The following is a 25,090-nucleotide window of genomic DNA, read 5'->3' as shown; positions in this document are numbered from 1 at the left end:
AAATATTATTGTAATAAATACAACAGAAGAAATATCAATCCTACCACAAGTGAAATAGAACCAATTATCGCAAAAGCCCCGGAAACAACACCAAGAATAATTAACACTACTCCTATAACACCAAAAATAATGGCCAGCTTAAGATTGCTATCGAGTCCTTTTAATTGACCACCTGTGGCGGGAGATAATTTTTTTAATTCACTTTTTGTAAGATTTTTAAATAACTCCACTTGTTTCAATTTTTTTTCACCGATGCTTTTTTTATGATTGCTGTTAAAAGGCAAAGCATCAGGAGATGCCGTTTTACTGATTTTATCAATTTGTTTTTCTGACAAGGGTTCGTATGTTGCCGAAGCTGAGAGCGATTTCATGGCGAGTCCCAGTTCTTTAGATTGGTTATTTCCTGAAGGTTCAGTCTGCAAAGGGCTTGTTCCTGACCGAACATAGTCTAAATGCTGATACTTTCTTGCGGAAAACGTCTGTTGAGAACAGGAAGAAAAAATTACGCCGGCGAATAAAAACAGAATACCGGCAATGATTAATTTTTTATGAAACATAGCTGTTAAAATTTTGGGAAAGATGAAATGGTTAAATGACAAGATCAAATTTAAAATCAAACATTATACACCAGCGCTGTTGATAAGAATTTCTTTACTGATGCGACGTACCATGCCACTTATCACGTGGGGTGGTCCGCAATCCACGAATTCATTGGCACCATCCAGCAACATATTCCTGATGGTAGTAGTCCATTGCAGCGATTTAATTTGCTGTAAGGTCAGGTATTGTTTAATTTCATTCAGGTCTATGGTTGCTACTCCCGTTACATTTGGATAGATTGGGCAGTTAGGCTCCCTAAACTTTAATGTGGGTAATTTATTTTTAAGATAATTTACTACAGGCTGCATTAACGGTGAATGCACTGCTCCACCAACCTGCAATTTTATGATCCTTCTTGCGCCCGCTTTGGTCAATTCTTTACAGGCTAATTCCACACCTAACTTCGTCCCCGCAATCACCAATTGACCCGGGCAATTATAATTTGCGGGGCTTACAAGCTCACCGGTTTCTTCACAAATTCGCTCCACCACAGCATCTTCAACTCCTAACACAGCCACCATACAGGAAGTGACCGCCTTAAACGCTTTTTCCATTTCCAGTGAACGTTCATCCATTAATAACAATCCATCTTCAAAACTCAGACAACCATTAGCAACTAAAGCAGTTGTTTCACCCAAAGAATGCCCCGCAACCATAAAGGGCTGAAAGTCTTTGCCCTCCTTCAAAGCCCCAATCAGGGAAGACAGATAGATAGCATTTTGTGCTATCTGCGTTTCCAATAATTTTTCTTCAGGACCGTAAAACATATAATCTGTAATACGGTATCCCAATAATTCATTAGCATGCTCAAAATAATCACGTGCCAGTGAAAACTGGTCATAAAGATTTTTTCCCATACCCACATGTTGAAACCCCTGTCCCGGAAATAAGTATGCTTTAGTCATGCTTTCAATAATATAAAATAATTCTGTTCACAATAGCCATTCTGCCATGAATAATTGTTTTACTAAACTGTATGTAAATTTTATTTAGTAATGTGTTACTGTTTCTTTTGTTAAAAAAAATCTCATTATAGCGAAGATGCTGATACATTCCTGTCGATTTTCTTTACCAGGGCTTGCAAAACATTTCCCGGTCCTGCTTCAATAAATTCAGTTGCACCGTCAACTATCATTTTCTTTACTGACTGTGACCATCTTACAGGGGCGGTTAATTGCGCTATCAGATTATTTCTTATTTCTTCAGGATCTGTTACCGGAAAAGCAGTAACATTTTGATATATGGGGCAAATGGGATGAAAAAAACTGGTAGTGAGTAAAGCATCCTTAAGCTCTTTTTGGGCAGGCTCCATTAAAGGTGAATGAAATGCGCCTCCAACCGGCAAGGGCAATGCTCGTTTAGCCCCGGCTTTTAAGAGCATCTCACAGGCAGTAGCAATACCTTCCATAGTTCCGCTTATTACCAACTGACCAGGACAATTATAATTTGCAGGCACTACAACCGATTTAACAGATGCACATATTTCCTCAACTATATGGTCATCCAATCCCAGTATAGCGGCCATTGTGGATGGCTTAAGCTCACATGCTTTTTGCATAGCTACTGCTCTTTTATATACAAGATGAAGTGCATCTTCAAAAAGCAATGCCTGGTTGGCAACCAAAGCGGAAAATTCACCAAGCGAATGACCTGCAACCATTTCAGGGCGAAAACTTTCATTTGCTACTTTTAATTTTACTATAGAGAAAAGAAATATCGCCGGCTGCGTAACCTTGGTTTGCTTTAATTCTTCTTCCGTCCCGTTAAACATGATGTCGGTAATGCGGTAACCAAGAATCTCATTAGCAATTTCAAAATATTGTTTTGCAACCTGATTTGAATTATACAGATCTTTTCCCATCCCTGCAAACTGAGAACCCTGTCCGGGAAATAAATAAGCCTTCATTTTAATATATTTTCCGAGAATATTTTAAGCTAGTGGTGCAACAAAAATAAAAAAATAAGCACGGGATATTCGGTTTTTAATTAATGATCAATTCAGTGGATGGTTTAATTTTATAAAAAAATTACAATAATGCACTGGAGAACATTTAGCGGAGAAAAAATTAAAATACCTATTAAAAAAGCCGTTCAGCAAACAATTGAATATGAAACAGGCTTGGGTAATAAGCTAAAAGTATGTATCGGCACGGACTCCCAGGTGCGCGGAAAAATTACAGAATTTGCTACCGTAATTGTTTTTTTAAGGGAAAAGAAAGGAGGCTTTATGTTTATTAATAATGAAAAAACTTCAATCTCATTTACAATTAAGGAACGTATGCTGGAAGAAGTTTCAAAATCAATTCAAATTGCATATGACTTGTGTGATCTTCTTGATGCATATGAAGTAGATCTGGAAGTGCATGCAGATATCAACACGAATCCGCACTTCCATTCAAATACTGCCTTGAAAGAAGCAATGGGTTATATTATGGGAATGGGCTTTGCCTTTAAAGCAAAACCGGAAGCTTTCGCAAGCTCCAGCTGCGCAAACAAAGTAGTGTAACTATTACTGATTTCCTTAAAAGGAATACTGCATCTACCTAACTTTTAAAGCTATTTTCTCAATATACTTCAGCATTTCATCTTTACCAGTCAATTTTTCAGCAGATGTAATAAAGGTATCGGGAAGAAATTCCCACGTTTCTTTCATCGCTTTATGGTATAACTCTATATGTTGTTTTGTTTTTATTGGTCCCTGCTTATCTGCTTTTGTAAATATAAGCGCAAAGGGTACCTGCCATTCACCTAATAAATTGGTAAAATCAAGGTCAATTTTCTGTACCTCTAGCCGTGAATCTATTAACTGGAAGGCACAGCTTAAATTTTGTCTGAGTGTCAGATAACCTTTAATCATTTGAATCCAGCTTTTACGTTCTTCTTTTGAAACGCGGGCAAAGCCATATCCCGGGAGATCAACGAAATGAAACTGTTCATTGATCATAAAAAAATTAAGCAATTTAGTTTTACCAGGCGAGGAAGATATTTTCACCAGGTTCCTGCGATTGCAAAGCATATTAATAAGAGAAGACTTGCCTACATTCGAGCGGCCTATGAATGCCAGTTCAGGCAAATCGACTTCAGGGCACACATCTACCCTGGTAAAGCTTCCAATAAATCTGGATGTACGGATAATCATAAAATATTATGGAAATAAATTCTTCAAAAGATCTTTCCTGTAAAATACATAAAGATTTCAGTGCGCTAAAGGCAATATGTACTTTTACCAAAGCCATGAACAGGACCATAGTTCCCTATACAGAAGTGGATTTACCGAAGAAAAAGCAGGTTGAAATGATGTTCGACCGCATTGCCTTTCGATATGATCTTATGAACCGGCTCCTCTCCTTTAATATTGATGTTTTATGGAGAAAAAAGATGGTGTTGCAGATAAAAAAGATCAACCCGTCTAAAATTCTGGACGTAGCCACCGGTACGGCCGACGTAGCTATTTATCTTTCAAAAATTAATCCTGAAGAAATCATTGGTATAGATATTTCGAATGAGATGCTGGATTTGGGAAGAAAAAAGATTAAGAGTCATAAGCTTGAAAGGGTAATATCACTTTTGCAGGCCGATTGTGAAATGCTTCCTTTTGCAGATAATAGCTTTGATGCGGTAACAGTTGCTTTTGGTGTTCGCAATTTTGAAAATCTGAATACTGGTCTTAAAGAAATTTTCAGGGTGCTTAAAGCCGGGGGGTTGGTGTGCATTCTGGAGTTTTCAAAGCCAAAATATTTTCCTTTTAAGCAGGTTTTTAAAATTTATTTTGAAAAGGTTTGCCCAACTTTAGGAAAATGGATTACAAAAGACAGAAGCGCATACGAATATCTCTATCGCTCCGTTAATGAATTTCCAGACGGCAGGCATTTTTTAAATATTCTCGAAAAAAACGGTTTCACCCAAACGAAATGCATTCCTTTAACTTTAGGCATCAGCTCCATTTACACCGGAAAAAAATACTGATAGCCGGTTTATTCTTTTTTTCTTCTTTTCATTTAGCACATGCCCAGTATAATATCACCCTTCATGATGAGCGGTACAATAACCGTAATTTTCATTTTGGTATATCATTGGGTTTGGATTTTTCCAATTACAAAGTAACCATGGATTCCGCTTTCACTGCACAAAATGAAATTTTGGTAGTGAAACCCAATACAGACCCGGGATTAAGCTTAGGCATTCTTTCTGATCTCCATCTTTCTAAATCTTTTGAGCTTAGATTTATTCCCACTTTAACATTCACTGATCGCGCTCTTCAGTATACCTTAAGCACTGCTGATACACTTGGCTTAAAGAAAATTGAATCTGTGTATCTTGAATTTCCGCTGCAAATTAAATACCGTTCAAAACCTTATAAAGATGTGCGGATGTATGTGCTTGGCGGAATGAATTATTCAATAGACATGCAGTCAAATGCAGCCGCAAGACAGGCAGAGAACCTGGTTAAAGTTTACCGCGGAAATCTTTCCGCTGAATACGGAATAGGAATAGAGTTTCACTTGCCGCTGGTTATTATTTCACCTGAAATAAAAGGATCATACGGACTGTTTAATATTTTAAAACCGGATCCTAATCTTAATGCCGCCAGGGTTCTTAATGGATTAAGAGCACGTACCCTGATATTTACCATCCATTTTGAAGGTTAAGCAATATAGCTTACATCACCATTTATTTTTCCACATCATCGATTCCACCGGTTTAAGTGTACGCTTGCTATATTTTGCATTATTTTTTTTATTGTAAGGATTTTTAACTTCACCTTCAATCATAAAATAAATGAGCTGCCCTATAGGCATTCCTGCATATACTCTCACGGGTTGCTTTACTGAGATCTCAAGCGTCCAGGTATTACAATATCCCACATCACCTTTTCCGGCTGTTGCATGGATATCAATCCCGAGACGACCGACACTCGATTTACCTTCTAAAAAGGGAACATGAGCGTGCGTTTCCGTATATTCTTCAGTTACACCGAGATAGAGCATATCCGGGTACAGGATGAAACCATCAGATGAAATGATCATGGTATCAATCTGGTTGTGCTTTTTCGCATCAAGAATGCGGTCTTTATAGGTAGCAATATGTTTACCCAGGTGTACATCATAGGAATTGGAACCGAGACAATCTGCTGTAAAAGGTTCGATTAAAATGTTTCCTTTATCCATTTCCTCAAGGATCGCATTATCCGTAAGAATCATACTTCTGTAAATTAATTTGTGAAAATAGAATTTTAGTCTTTACTGAACATTCTAATTGATTTTCCACACAATTACTGAACGATCATCACCGGCGGAAATTAATCTTTTACTTTGGGGCAGCCACAATAATCTGTTTACAGAATTTACGTGGCCATTATAGTGGATTTTATCAAGGGATTTTAACAATTCAAAAGTCGAGGCATCCCATAAGCGAATGGTTTTATCGCGCGAGGCAGTTGCAAAATATTTCCCTCTTTCAAAAAATTGGATATGGTTGATGGTATACAGGTGAGCCATAATCCGTTGATGTAATTTTTTAGTTGCACAGTCATATACATAAATACATGCGTCCCGCGATCCTGCTAATAGTGTATTTCCATCCGGTGAATACTGCACTGCAAAAACAGAATTATCCGGACCTTCTAAAGTCATTTTTGGTTCCAATGATTCTAAATCCAGTATATGAATATGATTATCACTGCAGCCAATAGCCATCTCATTTTTCTCTATATTAAAATCAAGCATTCGCAAACCCATGCTGCTTACACTGATTGCCTGCTCCATGATAAAATTATCAGGAGACCAAACCGAAAGAGTGCCATCTTTAGAAGCAATAAAGATTTTTTTTAAAATTGAATGATACCGGATATCAAAAATGGATTGCTTATGATGATAAATATTGAGGGTTTCATTTCTACCAGCCATATCGATTACATGTAATCCTCCTGACATAGTACCAACTATTAAAACATTTTTATCTTCAAGAAAAAGCATTGAGAAGATCTGGCCCGCCACCTTTGCTACCGCTTTCGCTTTATCCATTTCACTCACTTTCCATTTGATTACAATTCCATCACTGCCAGCAGAAAAAAAGACAGTGTCATCTTCCCCATGAGCCAATGCATATAATGATCCATTAGTGACAGCCGCTTTATATTCCTGCAAAATCTCAAGCATATGCAAATATAAATTCCGCCCGGCTTAATTAGATTTGCTTTAATGCCTTTAATTCAAAAGCAACGGGTTGCTGACAATACCCTATTAGGTATCTGGCATATCGATGAACCATTAGATTGGTTTAGCTCTCAACTATTGTTAAACCAATCTGAAAATTTAATGCTGGATTCTATCCGTAATCCAGGTAGAAAACTACAATGGCTTTCAAGCAGAGTTCTAATTAGGACAATGCTGGAAACGGATCAGTTTATACATCTGGAAAACGATCTGAATGGTAAACCCGCGATTGTTAACTCTCCATTTAACATTTCCATTTCTCATTCTCGGAATTTATCCGCTCTGATTGTCAGCAAAGATCAGGAAGTTGGTATTGACATAGAAATTATTACTCCTAAAATTGAGCGTGTGGCAAATAAATTTTTAAACGAAGAGGAAAAATTGTGCATTGATAAACGGCGCACTGCTGAGCATCTTTATACCATATGGAGCGCAAAAGAAGCCATGTATAAGCTGTATGGAAAAAGGCAGCTTGATTTTAGTAAACACCTTTCAGTTGTTCCATTTTTTTACCAGGAATCAGGTGTGATATCAGGCAAAATTGAAAAGGATGGTTATATAAAAGAAGTAAAAATATCTTATCAAAAGATTAACAATTACATGCTTGCTTACGTCTGCCATAAAAGTATTAATACCTGATTTCCTTCTTTAATTCACTACCACGGTGCCCATTTTTTTCCCCAGAGACATTTTCCATTCATTGAGCCTCCTGTGCACCATTTGATAATGTGTCTCTTCCTCAGCTTTTCCTGTTGCCGCCTTAATATCTTTTAAATTCTCCTCTATCATTTTAATTACATGCTTCAGCTTAAAACGATCGAGGGAACTTACCACATCATTTCTAAAATTTTCCTGTGGCAATTTCACAAATATATCATGCATCTTATTCCAATTCTCACTGAGTTGATAAGGTGAAGTGATTATATCCACTGTTAAGGATTGCAGACGGGCATCTGAGTGCTGAAGAAAAAGTTGAAGGTCGGGGATATTTCCTTTCTGCAATTGATCTTCCATTTCATGCATAATAAGCTGATATAAAATATTACTTATTGGGATTTCTTTAACCTCTGATAAAATATATTCAGCTACACTAGTGTCATCATTCATTTTTTTAGTTCCAAATTCAAGAAGTATTCTTAAAATATCCCGCTCCTGGTAATTATCGCCGCTGACAGAAGTTATCTCCAAAGATTCCGGCCGTTTGTCAATTTTATCATATTCCGAGCTAACTTCTCCTGCAGCAGAGACAGACTCCTTTTTAAGCTGCTGCCTCTTAATTTTGTTTGTTTCAATGACTAGAACTTGTTCGTCAATAGAAAGCATCTGGCTGCATTCTTTAATTAATACTGACCGTTTTACAACATCAGGAATAACGGCTAAGGTGTTAACAACGTCCTTTATAACCTCCGCACGCTTCAAGGGATCATTACCTGCCTCGCTTAAAAGCAATTCGACTTTAAATTGAATAAAATGCTTTTTGTTATTTCTAATAAATTCCCGCATTGCGGTGCTTCCATGTTTATGAAGAAATGAGTCGGGATCTTCACCATCCGGCAGCAATACTACCCGGACATTTACATCTTCAGCTGCCATAATCTCCAATCCTCTTAAAGCAGCTTTAATTCCTGCCGCATCACCATCGTACAGCAGCGTAATGTTGTTGGTAAATCTCCGTATCAATTTGATTTGCTCCTGAGTTAGGGAAGTTCCTGAAGAGGCTACTATATTTTCAATGCCAGCCATATGGGCCGCAATTACATCCATGTATCCTTCAGCCAGAAAACATTCATCATTTTGCCTGATTGCATTTCGGGCCTGAAAAATTCCATATACAAAGTGGCTTTTATGGTAAAGCTCTGATTCAGGCGAATTGATATATTTTGGAGCACGGTCGGCCTTTGCCATTATCCGCCCTGCAAAGGCTATAGCCTTACCCGATAAATTATGCAATGAAAAAATTATCCGGTGATGAAAAAAATCTGAATCAGATGTTCCACGCTGTACAACTAATCCGGCTTTTTTCAACAGGTCTAACTGATACCCATTTTTTATTGCTGTATGAGTAAATGCTTCAGGATCTTTTAAAGCATAGCCAAGCGAGAACTTTTTAATCATCTCTTCAGTTACACCTCTTTCTTTAAAGTATGCTAAACCTATCGTTTTCCCCTCCTGGGATTTTAATAATTGATCATGGTAATACAGCTGTGCAAATTGAGTGACAATTAATAGAGATTCCTTTACCAGTTTTTCATTTTGTACCTGCTGCGTGTTGCCGGTTTCTTCAATTTCTATATTGTATTTCTGTGCGAGAAAACGAAGTGCTTCCGGATAGGTAACTTTTTCATGTTCCATTATAAATTTGACCGAGTCTCCGGCCTTACCGCAACCAAAACACTTATAAATTCCTTTTGAAGGAGATACATGAAAAGAAGGAGTACGCTCGGTATGAAAGGGACAAAGTCCGACGTAGTTCGCTCCCCGTTTTTTTAAATTCACATATTCACCAATAACTTCCTCGACATGTGATACCGATAAAATTTCTTCTTTACTACGGGTTGAAATCATGACTTATCTAAAGAGAACCGAAAATAGGATTTTGTTAGGTAATCAGGAGTAGTTTTCTAAAACTTGGATATTGATAAATAAACTCAATCCGGTCTAACTTGCGAAAAAATTTGCACTATCCTGATTTTATTGCACGCTTTCCGATACGGTTTATAAGCAGCTTAGAAGCAGATATTTTATTTTACCTGGAAAACTTTCATGCCTTCTCCCTATCTCGACAAGCTTGCAATTGCCTTACGGTGTTCTTAATATATTATGTATACAGAGTGTTTGAGGTAAAGCGAGGTATTCAGAAAAAAATTAAAGGTACTTTCAGCATTATAAAATTTATAATATGCAAAAAAATAGCAATTGATAATTCAAAGATGGCATGTTAATTGAAAAGCGTGACTTCATTAATAATAACATTTTTATAACTAAAAACTTTACAAAACATGTCATTTAATATCCTGGATTCTGTTATGAATATGATTACACCTAATCATATTGATAATCTCTCATCTCATTTGGGAGAGAGCAATACTGCAGTTACTAAAGCGATGGGTGTTGCCGTTCCCGCTATTATTGCCGGTTTAATACATAAAGTAGAAAGAGGTGAAGGCTCTTCACTTCTAAATGAAGTAATGCAGGCAGGTAAAAATCCTGAGTATACCAATCCTGCCGGTTTATTTAACAGTCCCGGTTCCGGCTCAACTTCTTTGCTAGGCTCCATTTTTGGTGGAGGCCACAGTGCAATCACAGATGCTGTTGGCAGGCATTCCGGAATCAAATCCTCTTCTGCGAGCTCCTTATTGAGTATGCTGGCTCCGATAGTAATAGGTTTATTAGGAAGACATGCCACGACCAATAACCTATCATCAGGCAGTTTATCTTCGTTACTCACTGAACATAAAGAGAAAGTTGCTGCTGCAATGCCCGCTGGTTTTTCCATTCCTGCTCTGCTAGGGTTAAATAGTAATCGCAATACAGAAACTTATACTAACACAACCTCTGCTCCTGTAAATAAGGCAAAACCTAACAGAACAGTACCTATTCTGATTGGCCTTGCTGCACTGGCCTTATTGCTTTACTTTCTTAGCCAGGGTTTAAAAAATAAGGATAATACGCCTGTTACAACAATTGATACTACTACCACCATGATAAAAGCAGCGCCGGTTACTACCGAACGTGAAACGATGAAGGTAAAATTGGCTGATGGTACCGAATTAGATGCTTATAAGGGGGGAATAGAGGATCAATTAGTTGCTTGTCTAAATGATGACGCCTGTAAAGCAGGAAAAGATAAGTGGTTTGATTTTGATAATATTAATTTCGAAATGGGAAGTGCCAGTTTAACATCCGAAAGTAAAAGCCAGCTTAATAATATAGATATGATTTTAAAAGCATATCCGAAAGTTAAAATTAAAATAGGTGGCTATACTGATAATACAGGTGACGCAGCAGTAAATCAGAAATTGAGTGAAGACCGGGCACAAACAGTGGCATCTGCTCTGAAAGCCGATGGAAGTGTGGCTTCTCAGGTAACTGGTGCAGAAGGCTATGGTTCTCAATTTGCTAAAATGCCTGCAACTGCAAGTGACGAAGAACGCAAAACAGACCGTAGAATTTCAGTGCAGTTAGTTGCAAAGTAACTTTTATAAATTGTATACTAGGAAAGGTTGAGTTCATCTCAACCTTTTTTATTTACAGTATTTCCTTCATTTACGTATCCAGGATTATTTAATGGCATTATAAAAAATCATTCGCGAGGTTTGCCAGTTCCGACCGCTCTCCTTTTTCAAGAGTTACATGGGCATATAGCGGATTACCTTTAATACGCTCAATCAGATATGATAAGCCGTTGCTCCGTGAATCCAGGTAAGGGGTATCTATCTGGTAGATATCTCCAGTAAAAACTATTTTGGTATTAATACCTGCCCTTGATATAATCGTTTTTACCTCATGAGGAGTCAGGTTTTGGGCTTCATCAACAATGAAAAAAATATTTGACAAGCTTCTACCCCGGATATAAGCAAGGGGACAAACCACCAGCTTTTCCTTCTCCACCATTTCATTGATCTGCCTGAATTCCTTATCCTTCTCGCTAAATTGATTCTTAATAAATTTCAAATTATCCCATAAAGGCTCCATATAAGGATTTAGCTTTGACTTTATATCACCGGGCAAGTAACCGAGGTCTTTATTACTCAAAGGGACAATGGGACGCGCTAAATATATTTGGTGAAAATTTCTTCGCTGCTCTAAAGCTCCTGCCAGGGACAATAGTGTTTTGCCGGTACCGGCTACTCCTTGCAGGGTTACCAGTTTAATACGCGGATTTAAAACAGCATCCAGGGCAAAAACCTGTTCTGCATTTTTTGGATGAATAGCGGATGCGGATCTTTTCTCCACACGCTCCAGCAAGCCTTTTACCGGATTATAAATAGCCAGGACAGCATGCGTTTTTATATTTTTAAAAATATAGTAATGGTTAGCAACCGGAGATGTTTTTTTGAATATCAGCTCAGGATTACAAAACCCGTTTTCAAAGAGCTCAGTAACAGCATTAGAAGAAATTTTTTCACTGGTAGTTTTTCCTGTATAAAGCTTTTCAGCATTTCCGATTTTACCGGTTTCATAGTCTTCTGCAATAAGATTAAGTGACTTAGCTTTTATGCGCAGGTTTATGTCTTTGGTGACCAATACTACTTTCCTAGCCGGATATTGCCTTTGAATGTACAGAGCAGAATTAAGTATTTTATGATCTGCCTTGGGATCTCCAAAAATTTTTTCAGCATCCATTCCATTTGCCTGGCTCAATGCAATCTTAAAAAGTCCATGACCATTACCGTTAATTGATACCCAGTTTTGAAGAGAGTTGGTACCGCTTATCTTATCTATATATCTTATAAATTCACGGGCAGAAAAATTTTTTTCATCGTTACCCTTCTTGAAATTATCAAGTTCCTCCAAAACAGTGATCGGAACAACTACATCATGTTCCTTAAAGTTTTTAATGGCAGTATGGTCATAAAGAATTACAGAGGTATCCAGCACAAAAATCTTACGGTCGGCATCAGTCATTATAAAAATTTTCTAAAATTAGAAAGACGAAGTGCAGCAGCAATCGTAAAACGCCAAAAGTAATCAACACCAAAAGTGTATACTAAAGGAGCTATTTAAAAGGAATAAATTGATATTGGAAAACTAAAAATATCTAAACGAAAAAGGGCATTTATTTTTTCGTTAACCGGATCACCGGCACTATCATTTCCTCCAGAGAAATGCCGCCATGCTGAAAGGTGTTGCGATACAGGTTTACGTGATAGTTGTAATTATTCGGATAAACAAAGAACTTATCCTCTTTCGCAAAAATATAAGAAGAGCTTACATGAGGTTTAGGTAAAAGAAATTCATGCGGATTGCGAACTTCCAGAACATCTTTCGGATTATAATTCAAATTTTTTCCATGCTTATAACGAAGATTGGTCGTAGTATCCCGGTCACCTATAACTTTGGCTGGTTCTTTTACTCTAATGGTTCCATGATCGGTGGTGATGACAAGGTTTACATTTTTTTCGGCAATCCTCATTAAAGCATCGTGCAGTGGCGAATGATCAAACCATGATTGAGTAATAGAGCGGTAAGAAGTTTCATCACTTGCCAACTCTTTAAGTACGTCCATCTCGGTACGTGCATGAGAAAGCATGTCAACGAAATTATACACGATGACATTTAAATCATTGTTAAGCATGTTGTAGATGCCATCGACCAAATTCTTACCATCATTAAAATTAGTGATCTTGGTATACGATAGTTTCAGGTTTTTCTTGAGCCGTGAAATCTGGTCTGAAAGAAAATCCTGTTCATGCATGTTCTTACCTCCTTCCTCTTCATCATTTAACCAGAAATTAGGAAAACGCTTCTCAATATCAAGTGGCATGAGTCCGGAGAAAATGGCATTCCGGCTGTAGTGAGTGGAAGTGGGCAAAATGCTGTAGTAATAGTCTTCATCCGTGATCCTAAAAGATTCCGAGATAGAAGGTTGAATAGTTTTCCACTGATCAAACCTCAGGTTATCGATGAGTATTAAGAATGTAGGAATACCTGGTTCCAGGTACGGAAATACCTTATGGCGCATCAGGTTATGAGAAAGCGTGGGCGCATCTCCATCTGTTTTACTTAACCATGATTTATAATTTTTAGCAATGAACTTACAAAACTCAGTATTCGCTTCTGATTTTTGCATTACCAAAACATCGCGCATTTCAGCAATTTTTGACCGGTCAAGCTCCAGTTCCCAATATATTAGCTTGCGGTATATTTCTGCCCACTCCTCATAATTTAATCCCATACTTATACGTGAGAAGATCTGCTGGAACTGCTGCTGGTACGCAGAAGTTGTTTTCTCACTGATCAATCGCCTGTTGTCGAGCAGCTTCTTTAATGTAAGAAGCACTTGTTGCGGCTTAACCGGCTTTATAAGATAATCGCTGATCTGCGAACCTATGGCTTCCTCCATTAAATTCTCCTCTTCACTCTTGGTGATCATCACTATAGGAATATTCGGTTGCACAGACTTTATATCTGTTAACGTTTCAATTCCGCTCATTCCCGGCATTTGCTCGTCCAGAAAAACAATATCCAAAACTTCTTCTTTGCATTTTTCTATAGCATCTATGCCATTGCTTGCTTCAATGATATGATAACCCTTTTCTCTTAAAAAAAGAATTTGCGGTTTGAGCAATTCAATTTCATCGTCCACCCATAAGATGGTAGGTTCATTAGCCATATTGTAAAAATTTACTAATTAGAATTAATAAAACAAGTAAAGAGTAGCAGTTGTTCCTTAATTTACTTTAATAATGAAGGCAAATAGAAAAATAATACATTAAACCAAAATTCCCTTTGTTAATTTTAATTAATGCAACGGTTTTCAAATTTAAATATTGCCGAGCCTATGCATTCAATATGGTCCGTTTCCAATTCAAATTATTATCCTGTTTTATGAAATTGTATGGTTGCACCAAATGAAGGTGCTGGAATTGTCTGCAGGTTTTTTATACCGATCACAATAATCATTTTACTTTTATTTTACTAAAATTTCTGCTTTTGAATAAGCGAAAAATCATTAATGATCCGGTATACGGATTTATTACAATTCCCTCCGATCTGATATACGACCTGATAGAACATCCTTTAATGCAAAGGCTGAGCCGCATTAAACAATTAGGGTTAACATATCTTGTATATCCGGGCGCACAGCATTCCCGTTTGCAACATGCATTGGGTTCTATGCACCTTATGAATCAAACCCTGGAGATCCTTCGGTATAAAGGAGTAGTAGTTTCTGCTGAAGAAGCCGAAGCGGTAACCGTTGCTATTCTTTTACATGATGCAGGCCATGGGCCTTTTTCCCATACCCTTGAAAGAATACTAGTTGAAGGTATTTCTCATGAGATCCTTACAGTTGAAATCATGCAACTGCTTAATCGCGAATTTGATCAGCAGCTCTCACTGGCAATAGAAATTTTTAAAGGGAACTATAAAAAAAAATATTTACATCAATTGGTCTCAAGTCAATTGGATATGGACCGTCTGGATTACCTGAACCGTGATAGTTTTTTCAGCGGAGTTGCAGAAGGAATTATTGGTTATGACAGAATTATAAAAATGCTTACAGTCCGGGATAATGAATTGCTCGTAGAATCAAAAGGGATTTACTCAATAGAAAAATTTCTTATTTCGCGGCGACTAATGTATTGGCAAGTATACCTTCATAAAACCGTATTAGCTGCTGAGCAAATGCTTATTAAAGTAATCCAGCGTGCAAAGGAAATTTCAGCAATTAGAAAACTAAGTGCGACAGGTACATTAAATTATTTTCTTGAGAAAAGGTTTAAGTCTGAAACACCGGAACAAATACTATTACCTTTTGGTGACCTTGATGACAGTGACATTATCAGCAGTATGAAAATGTGGAGATATGATGATGATAAAATCTTAAGCTGGTTGTCTGGCAACTTGCTGTCCCGAAAATTATTCAGGGTTGAATTACGGGATAAATCAATAAATGAAGAGGAAATTTTGATTCTTAAAAAACAACTTAAACACGTTTCAAACCTTAAAGAAGATGAGCTGGATTATTTAGTTTTTAGTGAAAGTACCAGCAACCATGCATACAGCCCGGATTCAGGTGCAATCAATATCTTATACAATGATGGTTCAATAAAGGATATTACAACTGCTTCTGATCTGCCGAATATTCTTGCACTCGAACAGCCGGTGATTAAATATTTTTTATGTTATCCTAAGGAACTTAAGAACAATCCGGATATTGCCATTGCTTTATAACCGCCCTATTAATTTCTATATAAGAGATTTGCCTGGTTCTTTGCCATCCTTCGCCAAAATGGTAATGTAATACAAGCCATTATTCAATGTTGCTACTGGAATTTTCAGAACTCATTACCACCACTTATCACTAAAACAGTTTGACCTAATACATTCCTCACCAGGCAACCTGAAATGTCTACACTGGATGTTATAGAAAACAAGTCACCCGACACATCATATGATGCATTGGTAATGATATTTGTACTGTTCCTTAGATTGGCTTCTTTTTCCTGAAGACAATGAAAAATTAAACGGTAGATTATTGACTTGTAAATCATTATTTTAAAATTACATTAACGGTAAGTCCAAGATACAAACTATAATCAGGACATTCCACCGGTGCACCGCAAACATCATATTGCCGTACTCGTTACATAATAAGTTTGGTTGTTTGCTCCGGGAATTGGAATTCCATTGTTGTACCACTGGACATTTTCAGGAAAGGAATAAGTTAAGATAAGTGTATCACCCGGCTGTAAAACGCGGGCATCAGGAATGGATCATAAGCTCCCAAACCGCCGGACAATTACATAGGGTGAAACAAATGCGAAACCGTCCACAAAGCTCATTTCTGGATACTCTTGTACAGCCGTTATCAATTACAGCAACTCTCAATTTACTGCCTACATCCATTTCATGATTGACTATATAAAATTGGTTTGTAGCTCCGGGAATTGCTCTATTGTTGCGATACCATTGATAAGTATTATAAGGTTGAGTTTTGAGAGAATCGTTGGTATTCGGGCAAAGCACAGGACTTCTGGGAAAAATAATGGGCATAAGACTGCATTGTGCATTAGCGGAATGTATGCTGGTAAAAAGCAAACTACGCATCCGATAAAAAGCAAGGCTTTTACCATAAAAAATTTATAATGAGAGAGAATTAATTATGATAAATAACTTTATAAAACTGCAAATAATTTTCCATCATTGAGACATTCTTTGGGAAATTCTTAAAACTGCTCTTTAAAAAAGGTTATTTTTGCTCCATGCAAATGACGGCCTTTGAATGGTGTTCTTTACTCAATGGCAAACTAGAAGGCAATGGCAATAACGTTATTACACATCCTGCAAAAATTGAGGAAGCAGGAGAAGGTGCCATTAGCTTTATAGCCAATCTTAAATATGCATCATTTGCTTACACTACTCATGCGTCGGCATTGATTGTGCATTCAGATGCAGCTCTTGACGGTGAAATAGTTCCTGCATTAATACGGGTGGATAATCCATCTCTTGCCTTTACAAGAGTACTTGAAAATTTCAATTCACCCTACAAAGGTTTAAACGGAATTGAACATCCGGTTTTTATTCATCCCTCTGCCTCTATAGGTGAAAATGTTTATATCGGGGCTTTCAGCTATATCGGGGAAAATGTAAAAATTGAAAAGAATGTAAAGGTCTTTCCCCAAACTTATATAGGTGAAGAATCCCATATTTCACAGGGTACTATCCTATTTCCGGGAGTTAAAATATATAAGAATTCACTAATTGGAAGCGATTGTATTATCCACGCCGGCGCGGTAATCGGCAGCGATGGTTTTGGTTTTGTTCCTCAGCCCGATGGAACTTTTATTAAAGTCCCTCAACTTGGCAATGTTGTGGTAGAAGATAATGTTGAAATTGGAGCTAACACAACTGTGGACAGAGCTACCATGGGCTCTACCATTATTCGTTCCGGAGTTAAAATTGATAACCTGGTGCAGATTGCCCATAATGTTGAAGTGGGAGAACATACGGCAATTGCCGCGCAAACCGGAATTTCAGGCAGCACTAAGATTGGAAAACATTGCATGATTGGGGGGCAGGCAGGAATTGTGGGCCACATTCAAATAGAAGATGGAGCAAGAATTAATGCTCAAAGCGGGGTTTCCAAAACAATTAAGGAGAAAAATAAGGCAGTAACAGGTTCGCCGGCCTTTGATTACACCAGTTCCCTGCGTGCTCAGGCTTTATTCCGAAACTTACCTGATATGGCAAAACGTCTTAATGAAGTAGAGAAAAAAATAGAGGCTTTAAAAGAAAAAAGGTCAATGCTTATTAATGATCTTTAGATATCAACAGTATTTTTTATAGTCACATTTTATCCGGAACTATTGAAATTTCCATTTCCTCACCTCTTATGGATACTTTAGCCAAAAAAATGCATGCTTAACAATTGTGTATGTGAGACAAGGATAAAAATCTATTTGATATTAATAAATTAACCAATACATAATGGCTGCCTATCAGCAAACTTTAAGAAATTCATTTACCCTTTCAGGGGTTGGTATTCACACAGGCGAAAGTGTGAATATGACCATTAAACCAGCCCCTGGCAACAATGGTTATATTTTCAGAAGAGTTGATTTGGAAGGTATGCCCAGCATAAAGGCAGATGTAGATAACGTGGTAGATGTATCGCGGGGTACCACTATAGCGCATAACGGTGCCAAGGTAAACACGGTAGAGCATTTATTAGCTGCCCTTGTAGGTACTGAAATTGATAATGTATTCATTGAGTTAGACGGATCAGAAGTCCCGATTATGGACGGCAGCTCCCGTATGTTTGTAGATGCCATATTAGATGCAGGCGTCCAGGAACAAACTGACTTCAAAAAAGAATATTTCAAGCTGACTAAAAATATAGTCTTTAGGGATGAGCAGAAGAATGCTGAAATGGTGGCCATTCCCTCAGATGATTACCAGCTTACCGTTATGATTGATTATAATTCATCTGTTCTGGGGCCGCAGCATGCAGAGGTCGACCATATTAGTAAATTTCAAAATGAAATAGCAGAAGCCCGGACATTTTGTTTCCTTCATGAAATAGAAGACCTGGTAGAGCACAATCTTATTCGTGGAGGATCACTCAATAATGCACTTGTTATTGTGGATCATGTGGTAGCGGAAGAAAAACTTAAAAAACTTGCCACACTATTCAACAGAAATGACATTGAGGTCGAAGAAGGTTATTTAAATAATGTAGCGCTTCGCTATACTAATGAACCTGCACGCCATAAGCTACTTGATGTGATAGGTGATCTGGCGCTTATTGGAACACCGATACATGCAAAAATTATTGCTTCAAAACCAGGACATTCAACAAACATTGCTTTCGCAAAAAAAATTAAGAATGCCATTAAGGAGTCAAAAGCCATGAAAGACATCCCTATATATGATCCCAATCAACCGCCTATTTACGATACGCGGAAAATTGAGCGGTCATTGCCTCATAAATATCCGTTCCTGCTGGTAGATAAAATTATAGAACTAAGCGACCGGCATGTAGTAGGAATTAAAAATGTAACATTCAATGAAAGCTTTTTTCAGGGTCATTTTCCTGGAAACCCTGTGATGCCGGGGGTTTTGCAGATAGAAGCAATGGCTCAAACCGGGGGGATATTGGTGCTTAATACAGTGGATGACCCCGAAAACTGGGATACCTATTTTTTAAAAATAGATAAAGCACGCTTTAAGAATAAGGTAGTCCCAGGCGACACTATGATTTTAAAATTAGAATTACTGAGCCCCATACGCAGAGGTTTATGCGAAATGCATGGCACTGTATACGTAGGCAATAAGGCGGTAACAGAAGCAGATCTTATGGCTAAAATCATGCGAAAAGAACAAGGTTAAACTTTGACATTTGCAATTTTTTTGAAAAACTATTAACTAAAGCGCGCCTCTTAAAGACGATATGTCACTGAATCTTTCCAGCATTGATCCTAAAGCCAAAATTGGCAAAAATGTTATTTTCAGTCCATTCGTCACGGTTTACGAAGATGTTGAAATAGGTGATGGCACCTGGATTGGCCCTAATGTAACTATTATGAATGGCGCCCGAATCGGTAAAAATTGTAAAATTTATCCCTGCGCAGTTATTTCCGCCGAACCGCAAGACCTTAAATATAAGGGAGAGATCACATTCGCAGAAATAGGAGACAACACTACTATCCGTGAATGTGTAACGGTAAATAAAGGTACCATGGCCAGTGGGAAAACTGCGGTAGGCAGTAATTGCCTCCTGATGGCATATGCTCATGTGGCTCACGACTGTTACATCGGTAATAATTGCGTAATTGCAAATAATGCTGCACTGGCAGGTCACATTATTATAGAAGATTGGGCAGTTTTGGGTGGTGTCTCAGCTGTTCATCAGTTTGTAAAAATTGGTCAACATTCCTTTATTTCGGGAGGTTCGCTTGTGGGTAAGGATGTTCCGCCATTCGTGAAAGCTGCGAGGAAACCATTATCCTACGCTGGGATAAATGCTATTGGGTTACGCCGCCGCGGCTTTGATGAAGATACCATCAACCGTATTCACGATATCTATAAAATTATTTTTGTGGAGCACCACAATACGTCCATTGCACTTACCCTGGTTGAATCAGAGATGGAATCTTCTCCGGAACGCGATGCCATACTGAAATTTATTCGTACATCTGAGCGAGGCATTATGAAAGGATATTCGAATGGCCGCGATGACGATCAAAATTAATAACGCTGGTAAGCGATTCAATTTTGAATGGATCCTGAAAAACATCAATTATACTTTTGAATCAGGAAATGCCTATGCCATCCTAGGTCCTAACGGAAGCGGCAAATCCACTTTACTTCAATTAATTTCCTATTCTTTAAGCCCCTCCTCAGGAACGATAGATTTTTTTAGTGGTGAAAAAAAAATTCTTCCTGAAAATATATTCAAGCATTTAAGCATTTCAACACCTTACCTGGAATTGGTAGAAGAATTAACCCTTAACGAAATGATTGACTTCCAGCAAAATTTCAAAAAATTTAAAAACCATTTAACTGCACCGGAATTTATCAGGATAGCAGATTTAAAAAACCAGGAAAAACCGATTAGAAACTTTTCATCCGGAATGAAACAGCGACTGAAACTTGCTTTGGCTGTTTTGGCAGATGTTCCGGTTGTATTGCTTGATGAACCTACCACAAACCTTGATCAAGCCGGAGTTGAATGGTACCTTGATTTGATGAAAAATTATATGGAAAACCGTTTAATTATTATTTGCTCAAACATCAGCAGAGAATATACTTTTTGCTCCAAACATTTAGATGTAATGAATTACAAATCTTAACAGTCAATAAAGCAAAATATCCTATGCCTGAGCAGTAGGACCTCCAAAGCTCATCGGTATTTTAATATCCTCCACTTCCTGTATTTCCCCATACATCTGTTCAAACTTATGGATATTATCAGCCAATGCCTTTAAAAAACGCTTTGCATGCTGTGGGGTAAGAATAATTCGCGATTTCACTTTTGCTTTTGGAACACCTGGCATTACTTTAATAAAATCAAGAACAAACTCCTGGTTAGAGTGCGTAATGATGGCGAGATTGGAATAGGTTCCATCTGCTATATCATCGGTCAATTCAATATTAATCTGGTTCTGTGGTTGCGGTTTATCTTTAGGTTCCATGGTTTTAATTTAACCTATAAAAGTAAATGTAAAGCCACCCCGTATGAGGTGGCTTTTGTTTTAAGCTTTTGTGTGATTTCACACCAGAATTGATGTTAATCAAACTTTAAATCAAGCGCCAATCCTCTCAGTTCATGCACCAGTACATTAAATGATTCAGGCACATTGGGCTTGGGCAGGTTCTCTCCTTTCACTATTGCCTCATAAGCTTTTGCCCTTCCTATAATGTCATCTGATTTTATGGTCAGCAATTCCTGTAAAATATTGGATGCACCGTAAGCTTCAAGTGCCCAAACTTCCATTTCACCAAAGCGCTGGCCACCAAACTGTGCCTTACCTCCAAGCGGCTGTTGCGTGATAAGAGAATACGGTCCTATAGAACGTGCATGCATCTTATCATCCACCATGTGCGAAAGCTTCAGCATATATATAACACCAACTGTTGCCGGTTGATGAAAGCGATCGCCTGTTTCACCATCATACAGATAAGTTTTGCCAAGTGCAGGAAGTTCAGCCTTCTTAATATAAGCTTCAATTTCTTCAATGGTAGCTCCGTCGAAAATAGGTGTCGAAAATTTTAATCCCAGTTTCATACCAGCCCATCCCAAAACCGTTTCATAAATCTGACCCAGGTTCATACGTGATGGTACACCCAGAGGATTAAGAACGATGTCTACAGGTGTGCCATCCAAAAGGAAAGGCATGTCTTCATCCCTGACAATTTTTGCTACAATCCCCTTATTTCCGTGGCGTCCGGCAAGCTTGTCTCCAACTTTCAGCTTTCTCTTTTTGGCGAGATATACTTTTGCAAGCTTTAAAACACCGGATGGCAATTCATCACCAATACTGATATTAAATTTCTCACGCTTATAACGCCCTACTTCTTCATTGTGTTTAATGGTAAAGTTATGAAGAAGAACTTTAATTAACTCATTCGTATGTTCATCATTTGTCCAATTTCCGGGATCCACTTCAGCATACTTAATGTCGTTTAACATTTTAGCTGAAAACTTGGTACCCTTTGCAATTACTATTTCTTTATAAACATTAATGACGCCTTTGGAGGTTTTATCTTTTAAAAGCTTCATTAGTTTTTCAAGGAGCACTTCTTTGATTTCAGAAGTCTCTTTTGTATGTTCCTTCTCGAGCTTCTCCAATGAAACCTTCTCCTTTACTTTTGAAGTTTTATCCTTTTTAGCGCGGGAAAATAGTTTCTTATCGATAATAACACCTTCAGTGGAAGGAGGTGCTTTAAGAGATGCATCCTTTACATCTCCTGCCTTGTCACCAAAAATGGCGCGCAGTAACTTTTCTTCGGGTGTAGGATCGCTTTCTCCTTTTGGAGTTATTTTACCAATGAGGATATCGCCTTCCTGCACATGTGCCCCCACACGTATAATTCCGAAGTCATCCAGATTGCGTGTGGCTTCTTCACTCACATTAGGTATATCAGGGGTTAATTCTTCTTCACCAAGTTTTGTATCACGCACCTCCAGCTCATATTCTTCAATATGAATAGAAGTGAAAATATCTTCACGAACAATTCTTTCGCTTAGCACTATGGCATCTTCAAAATTATATCCCTTCCAAGGCATAAATGCAACCCTAAGGTTTTGGCCTAAGGCGAGCTCTCCATTTTCAGTACCATATCCTTCACAAAGAATTTGACCCGGCTTTACCTTATCACCCTTTTTCACAATGGGTTTAAGGTTGATACAGGTACTTTGATTTGTCTTCTTAAATTTAGTAAGCTTGTATACTACACGGTTGCTTTCGAAGCTTATTAATTCATCTTCCTCGCTGCGTTCATAATCTACCACTATTTCATCTGCGTCTACATAAAAGACTACTCCATTTCCTTCAGCATTCAAAAGCATTCTGGAATCTACTGCCGACTTTGCTTCTAATCCGGTGCCTACAATTGGAGACTGGGGTTTTAAAAGTGGCACCGACTGACGTTGCATATTCGATCCCATAAGGGCACGGTTTGCATCGTCATGTTCCAAAAATGGAATCAGAGAGGCTGAAACTCCTACAATTTGGTTTGGAGCAACATCCATAAACTGAACCTTATCAGGCTCTACGATTGGAAAATCTCCATGCCACCGGCTTTTGATACGATCTATAGTGAACTCTCCTTTTTCATTAATGGGAACATTAGCCTGGGCAATAATCCGGTCATCCTCTTCATCAGCAGAAAGATAAATGGCTTTTTTCTTCATCTCCACCTTTCCTTCTGTAACCTTCAGATAGGGTGTTTCAATGAAACCCATGGGATTGATCTTTGCATGTACACAAAGTGTTGAAATAAGACCAATGTTAGGACCTTCAGGAGTTTCAATAGTACACAAGCGACCATAATGTGAATAGTGGACATCACGCACTTCAAACCCAGCGCGTTCCCTGGATAAACCTCCGGGGCCAAGAGCAGAAATTCTCCTCTTGTGTGTAATCTCAGCTAATGGATTTGTTTGATCGAGGAACTGAGATAACTGGGAAGTGCCAAAAAAAGAATTAATTACTGATGAAAGGGTGCGGGCGTTAATTAAATCAATAGGAGTAAATACTTCATTATCCCTAACATTCATTCGCTCTCTAATGGTACGCGCCATACGGGCTAGGCCTACTCCGAATTGTGCATATAATTGCTCACCTACCGTTCTAACACGACGATTACTGAGGTGATCAATATCATCTACTTCAGCCTTTTCATTCACTAACTGAACAAGATATTTTACAATGCGGATAATATCTTCTTTGGTAAGAACTTTCTTATCCAGCTCATAATCCTGCTTTAATTTTTGATTTATCTTATAGCGCCCTACTTCGCCAAGATCATAGCGCTTATCAGAAAAGAACAATTTTTCAATAATTCCACGTGCCGTTTCATCATCCGGAGCATCTGCGCCCCTTAATTGCCTGTAGATATATTGAACGGCCTCAAGCTCCGAGTTAGATGTATCTTTTTGAAGGGTATTATAGATAATAGAATAATCGGCGGCTACTGAATCTTTTTGAAGAATAACCGTATCGACACCCGTCTCCAGAATTTCTTCAAGGTTTTTTTCTGTTAACAAGGTATCCCGTTCCAGTACCACTTCGTTCCTTGTAATAGTTACCACTTCTCCGGTATCTTCATCCACAAAATCCTCATTCCAGCTCCTTAAAACACGGGCAGCAAGCTTTCTGCCAACTGCTTTTTTCAAAGAGTCTCTGGTAGCAGGAATTTCGTCTGATAATTCGAATAGTTCCAGAATATCTTTATCTGTATCCCATCCAATGGCGCGAAGCAGGGTAGTAACCGGAAATTTTTTCTTACGGTCAATATAAGCGTACATCACATTATTGATGTCAGTCGCAAACTCCATCCACGCACCCTTAAAAGGGATTACACGAGCCGAATAAATTTTTGTTCCGTTCGGATGCAGCGATTGCCCGAAAAATACTCCCGGGCTTCTGTGCAATTGAGAAACGACCACCCGTTCAGCACCATTTATTAAAAAGGTGCCTTTTGGCGTCATATAAGGAATATTTCCAAGGAATACATCCTGCACTATTGTTTGAAAATCAATATGCTCAGGATCGTTACAGGATAAGCGCAACTTAGCCTTTAAGGGAACGCTATGCGTCAAACCACGCTCAATACACTCCTCGATCGTATATCGGGGAGGATCTACAAAGTAATCCAGAAATTCCAAAACAAAAATATTCCGAGCATCACTGATGGGAAAATTTTCAGTGAATACACGATAAAGTCCTTCGTTTTTTCTGTTTTCCGGGGTGGTTTCAAGTTGAAAAAAATCTTTAAAAGATTGAAGTTGAATCCCAAGAAGATCCGGGTATTCAAGCTTGATGGGTGTTTTGCTAAAATTTACTCTTTCGCTGGTTTTTGATGCCATTTGTTAATTTGAGCCT

Annotated in this window: 23 protein-coding genes; 10 read left to right on the top strand and 13 right to left on the bottom strand. The window is 38.1% G+C overall.

The window, feature by feature from the left end; translation table 11 throughout:
* Positions 1-5 precede the first annotated feature (5 nt).
* The 3 genes from H0W62_06580 to fabD (H0W62_06570) form a co-directional block, all read right to left on the bottom strand.
* On the bottom strand, positions 6-557 hold the full coding sequence (locus H0W62_06580) for a hypothetical protein (GenBank protein MBA3648204.1): 552 nt from the start codon (positions 555-557) through the stop codon (positions 6-8).
* Between the two features lie 63 nt (positions 558-620).
* Positions 621-1,505, bottom strand: a complete 885-nt coding sequence (gene fabD / locus H0W62_06575; protein ID MBA3648203.1) for an ACP S-malonyltransferase — start codon at positions 1,503-1,505, stop codon at positions 621-623.
* A gap of 125 nt (positions 1,506-1,630) precedes the next feature.
* Positions 1,631-2,506, bottom strand: a complete 876-nt coding sequence (fabD, locus tag H0W62_06570) for an ACP S-malonyltransferase (protein MBA3648202.1) — start codon at positions 2,504-2,506, stop codon at positions 1,631-1,633.
* A 129-nt stretch (positions 2,507-2,635) separates the two neighbouring features.
* Here fabD (H0W62_06570) and H0W62_06565 point away from each other — a divergent pair, with 129 nt between their 5' ends.
* Entirely contained in the window at positions 2,636-3,106 is a 471-nt protein-coding gene (locus H0W62_06565; GenBank protein MBA3648201.1) for a hypothetical protein, read from the top strand.
* Positions 3,107-3,139: 33 nt separating this feature from the next.
* Here the strand turns inward: H0W62_06565 and H0W62_06560 are convergent, their stop codons facing one another.
* A complete protein-coding gene (locus H0W62_06560; GenBank protein ID MBA3648200.1) occupies positions 3,140-3,739 on the bottom strand; it encodes a YihA family ribosome biogenesis GTP-binding protein in 600 nt (199 codons plus the stop codon).
* A gap of 95 nt (positions 3,740-3,834) precedes the next feature.
* On the opposite strand from H0W62_06560, the gene ubiE reads away from it, so the two are divergent.
* On the top strand, positions 3,835-4,566 hold the full coding sequence (gene ubiE, locus H0W62_06555) for a bifunctional demethylmenaquinone methyltransferase/2-methoxy-6-polyprenyl-1,4-benzoquinol methylase UbiE (GenBank protein MBA3648199.1): 732 nt from the start codon (positions 3,835-3,837) through the stop codon (positions 4,564-4,566).
* Positions 4,512-5,249 carry a PorT family protein gene (locus H0W62_06550; protein MBA3648198.1) on the top strand — a complete coding sequence of 246 codons (738 nt, stop codon included), beginning with the start codon at positions 4,512-4,514 and terminating at the stop codon, positions 5,247-5,249. Before ubiE ends, H0W62_06550 begins: the two co-directional genes overlap by 55 nt.
* Before the next feature lie 15 nt (positions 5,250-5,264).
* Here the strand turns inward: H0W62_06550 and H0W62_06545 are convergent, their stop codons facing one another.
* Both H0W62_06545 and H0W62_06540 read right to left on the bottom strand, forming a co-directional pair.
* Positions 5,265-5,801 carry a dCTP deaminase gene (locus H0W62_06545; protein MBA3648197.1) on the bottom strand — a complete coding sequence of 179 codons (537 nt, stop codon included), beginning with the start codon at positions 5,799-5,801 and terminating at the stop codon, positions 5,265-5,267.
* A gap of 51 nt (positions 5,802-5,852) precedes the next feature.
* Positions 5,853-6,758, bottom strand: a complete 906-nt coding sequence (locus tag H0W62_06540) for a WD40 repeat domain-containing protein (GenBank protein MBA3648196.1) — start codon at positions 6,756-6,758, stop codon at positions 5,853-5,855.
* Positions 6,759-6,800: 42 nt separating this feature from the next.
* On the opposite strand from H0W62_06540, the gene H0W62_06535 reads away from it, so the two are divergent.
* Positions 6,801-7,454: a 4'-phosphopantetheinyl transferase superfamily protein gene (locus H0W62_06535; protein MBA3648195.1), complete on the top strand. Its 654-nt coding sequence runs from the start codon at positions 6,801-6,803 to the stop codon at positions 7,452-7,454.
* 9 nt (positions 7,455-7,463) lie between these two features.
* Here H0W62_06535 and dnaG read toward each other — a convergent pair whose 3' ends face one another.
* Complete coding sequence (dnaG, locus tag H0W62_06530) at positions 7,464-9,380, bottom strand: DNA primase (GenBank protein ID MBA3648194.1); 1,917 nt, start codon at positions 9,378-9,380, stop codon at positions 7,464-7,466.
* A 434-nt stretch (positions 9,381-9,814) separates the two neighbouring features.
* On the opposite strand from dnaG, the gene H0W62_06525 reads away from it, so the two are divergent.
* Positions 9,815-11,011, top strand: coding sequence for a DUF937 domain-containing protein (locus tag H0W62_06525; GenBank protein MBA3648193.1), 1,197 nt, complete (start codon positions 9,815-9,817; stop codon positions 11,009-11,011).
* A 97-nt stretch (positions 11,012-11,108) separates the two neighbouring features.
* On the opposite strand, the gene H0W62_06520 is transcribed toward H0W62_06525, so the two are convergent.
* Complete coding sequence (locus H0W62_06520) at positions 11,109-12,443, bottom strand: PhoH family protein (protein ID MBA3648192.1); 1,335 nt, start codon at positions 12,441-12,443, stop codon at positions 11,109-11,111.
* A gap of 151 nt (positions 12,444-12,594) precedes the next feature.
* Entirely contained in the window at positions 12,595-14,151 is a 1,557-nt protein-coding gene (locus H0W62_06515; protein MBA3648191.1) for a bifunctional response regulator/alkaline phosphatase family protein, read from the bottom strand.
* A gap of 410 nt (positions 14,152-14,561) precedes the next feature.
* Between H0W62_06515 and H0W62_06510 the strand changes: the two genes are divergently transcribed.
* The gene (locus H0W62_06510; GenBank protein MBA3648190.1) at positions 14,562-15,713 is read left to right on the top strand and encodes an HD domain-containing protein; all 1,152 of its coding nucleotides are present in this window, start codon (positions 14,562-14,564) and stop codon (positions 15,711-15,713) included.
* Between the two features lie 104 nt (positions 15,714-15,817).
* On the opposite strand, the gene H0W62_06505 is transcribed toward H0W62_06510, so the two are convergent.
* Positions 15,818-16,033 (bottom strand): hypothetical protein, encoded by a 216-nt coding sequence (locus H0W62_06505; protein ID MBA3648189.1) that lies wholly within the window; start codon positions 16,031-16,033, stop codon positions 15,818-15,820.
* Between the two features lie 211 nt (positions 16,034-16,244).
* On the bottom strand, positions 16,245-16,535 hold the full coding sequence (locus H0W62_06500; protein MBA3648188.1) for a hypothetical protein: 291 nt from the start codon (positions 16,533-16,535) through the stop codon (positions 16,245-16,247).
* Positions 16,536-16,744: 209 nt separating this feature from the next.
* Here H0W62_06500 and lpxD point away from each other — a divergent pair, with 209 nt between their 5' ends.
* The 4 genes from lpxD to H0W62_06480 all read left to right on the top strand — a co-directional run bounded on the left by lpxD (position 16,745) and on the right by H0W62_06480 (position 20,833).
* Positions 16,745-17,806, top strand: coding sequence for a UDP-3-O-(3-hydroxymyristoyl)glucosamine N-acyltransferase (gene lpxD, locus H0W62_06495; protein ID MBA3648187.1), 1,062 nt, complete (start codon positions 16,745-16,747; stop codon positions 17,804-17,806).
* A gap of 163 nt (positions 17,807-17,969) precedes the next feature.
* Entirely contained in the window at positions 17,970-19,370 is a 1,401-nt protein-coding gene (locus H0W62_06490; protein ID MBA3648186.1) for a bifunctional UDP-3-O-[3-hydroxymyristoyl] N-acetylglucosamine deacetylase/3-hydroxyacyl-ACP dehydratase, read from the top strand.
* Between the two features lie 61 nt (positions 19,371-19,431).
* Complete coding sequence (gene lpxA, locus H0W62_06485; GenBank protein MBA3648185.1) at positions 19,432-20,232, top strand: acyl-ACP--UDP-N-acetylglucosamine O-acyltransferase; 801 nt, start codon at positions 19,432-19,434, stop codon at positions 20,230-20,232.
* Entirely contained in the window at positions 20,216-20,833 is a 618-nt protein-coding gene (locus H0W62_06480) for an ABC transporter ATP-binding protein (protein ID MBA3648184.1), read from the top strand. Before lpxA ends, H0W62_06480 begins: the two co-directional genes overlap by 17 nt.
* Before the next feature lie 21 nt (positions 20,834-20,854).
* On the opposite strand, the gene H0W62_06475 is transcribed toward H0W62_06480, so the two are convergent.
* Both H0W62_06475 and rpoB read right to left on the bottom strand, forming a co-directional pair.
* Positions 20,855-21,175 carry a DUF3467 domain-containing protein gene (locus H0W62_06475; GenBank protein MBA3648183.1) on the bottom strand — a complete coding sequence of 107 codons (321 nt, stop codon included), beginning with the start codon at positions 21,173-21,175 and terminating at the stop codon, positions 20,855-20,857.
* A gap of 95 nt (positions 21,176-21,270) precedes the next feature.
* Positions 21,271-25,074: a DNA-directed RNA polymerase subunit beta gene (gene rpoB / locus H0W62_06470; GenBank protein ID MBA3648182.1), complete on the bottom strand. Its 3,804-nt coding sequence runs from the start codon at positions 25,072-25,074 to the stop codon at positions 21,271-21,273.
* Positions 25,075-25,090 lie beyond the last annotated feature (16 nt).

The organism is Chitinophagales bacterium (assembly GCA_013816805.1).
Taxonomy (GTDB): domain Bacteria; phylum Bacteroidota; class Bacteroidia; order Chitinophagales; family UBA10324; genus MGR-bin340.
The sequence above is the reverse complement of the archived record's forward strand: the minus strand, read 5'-3'. Positions and strand labels throughout refer to the sequence as shown.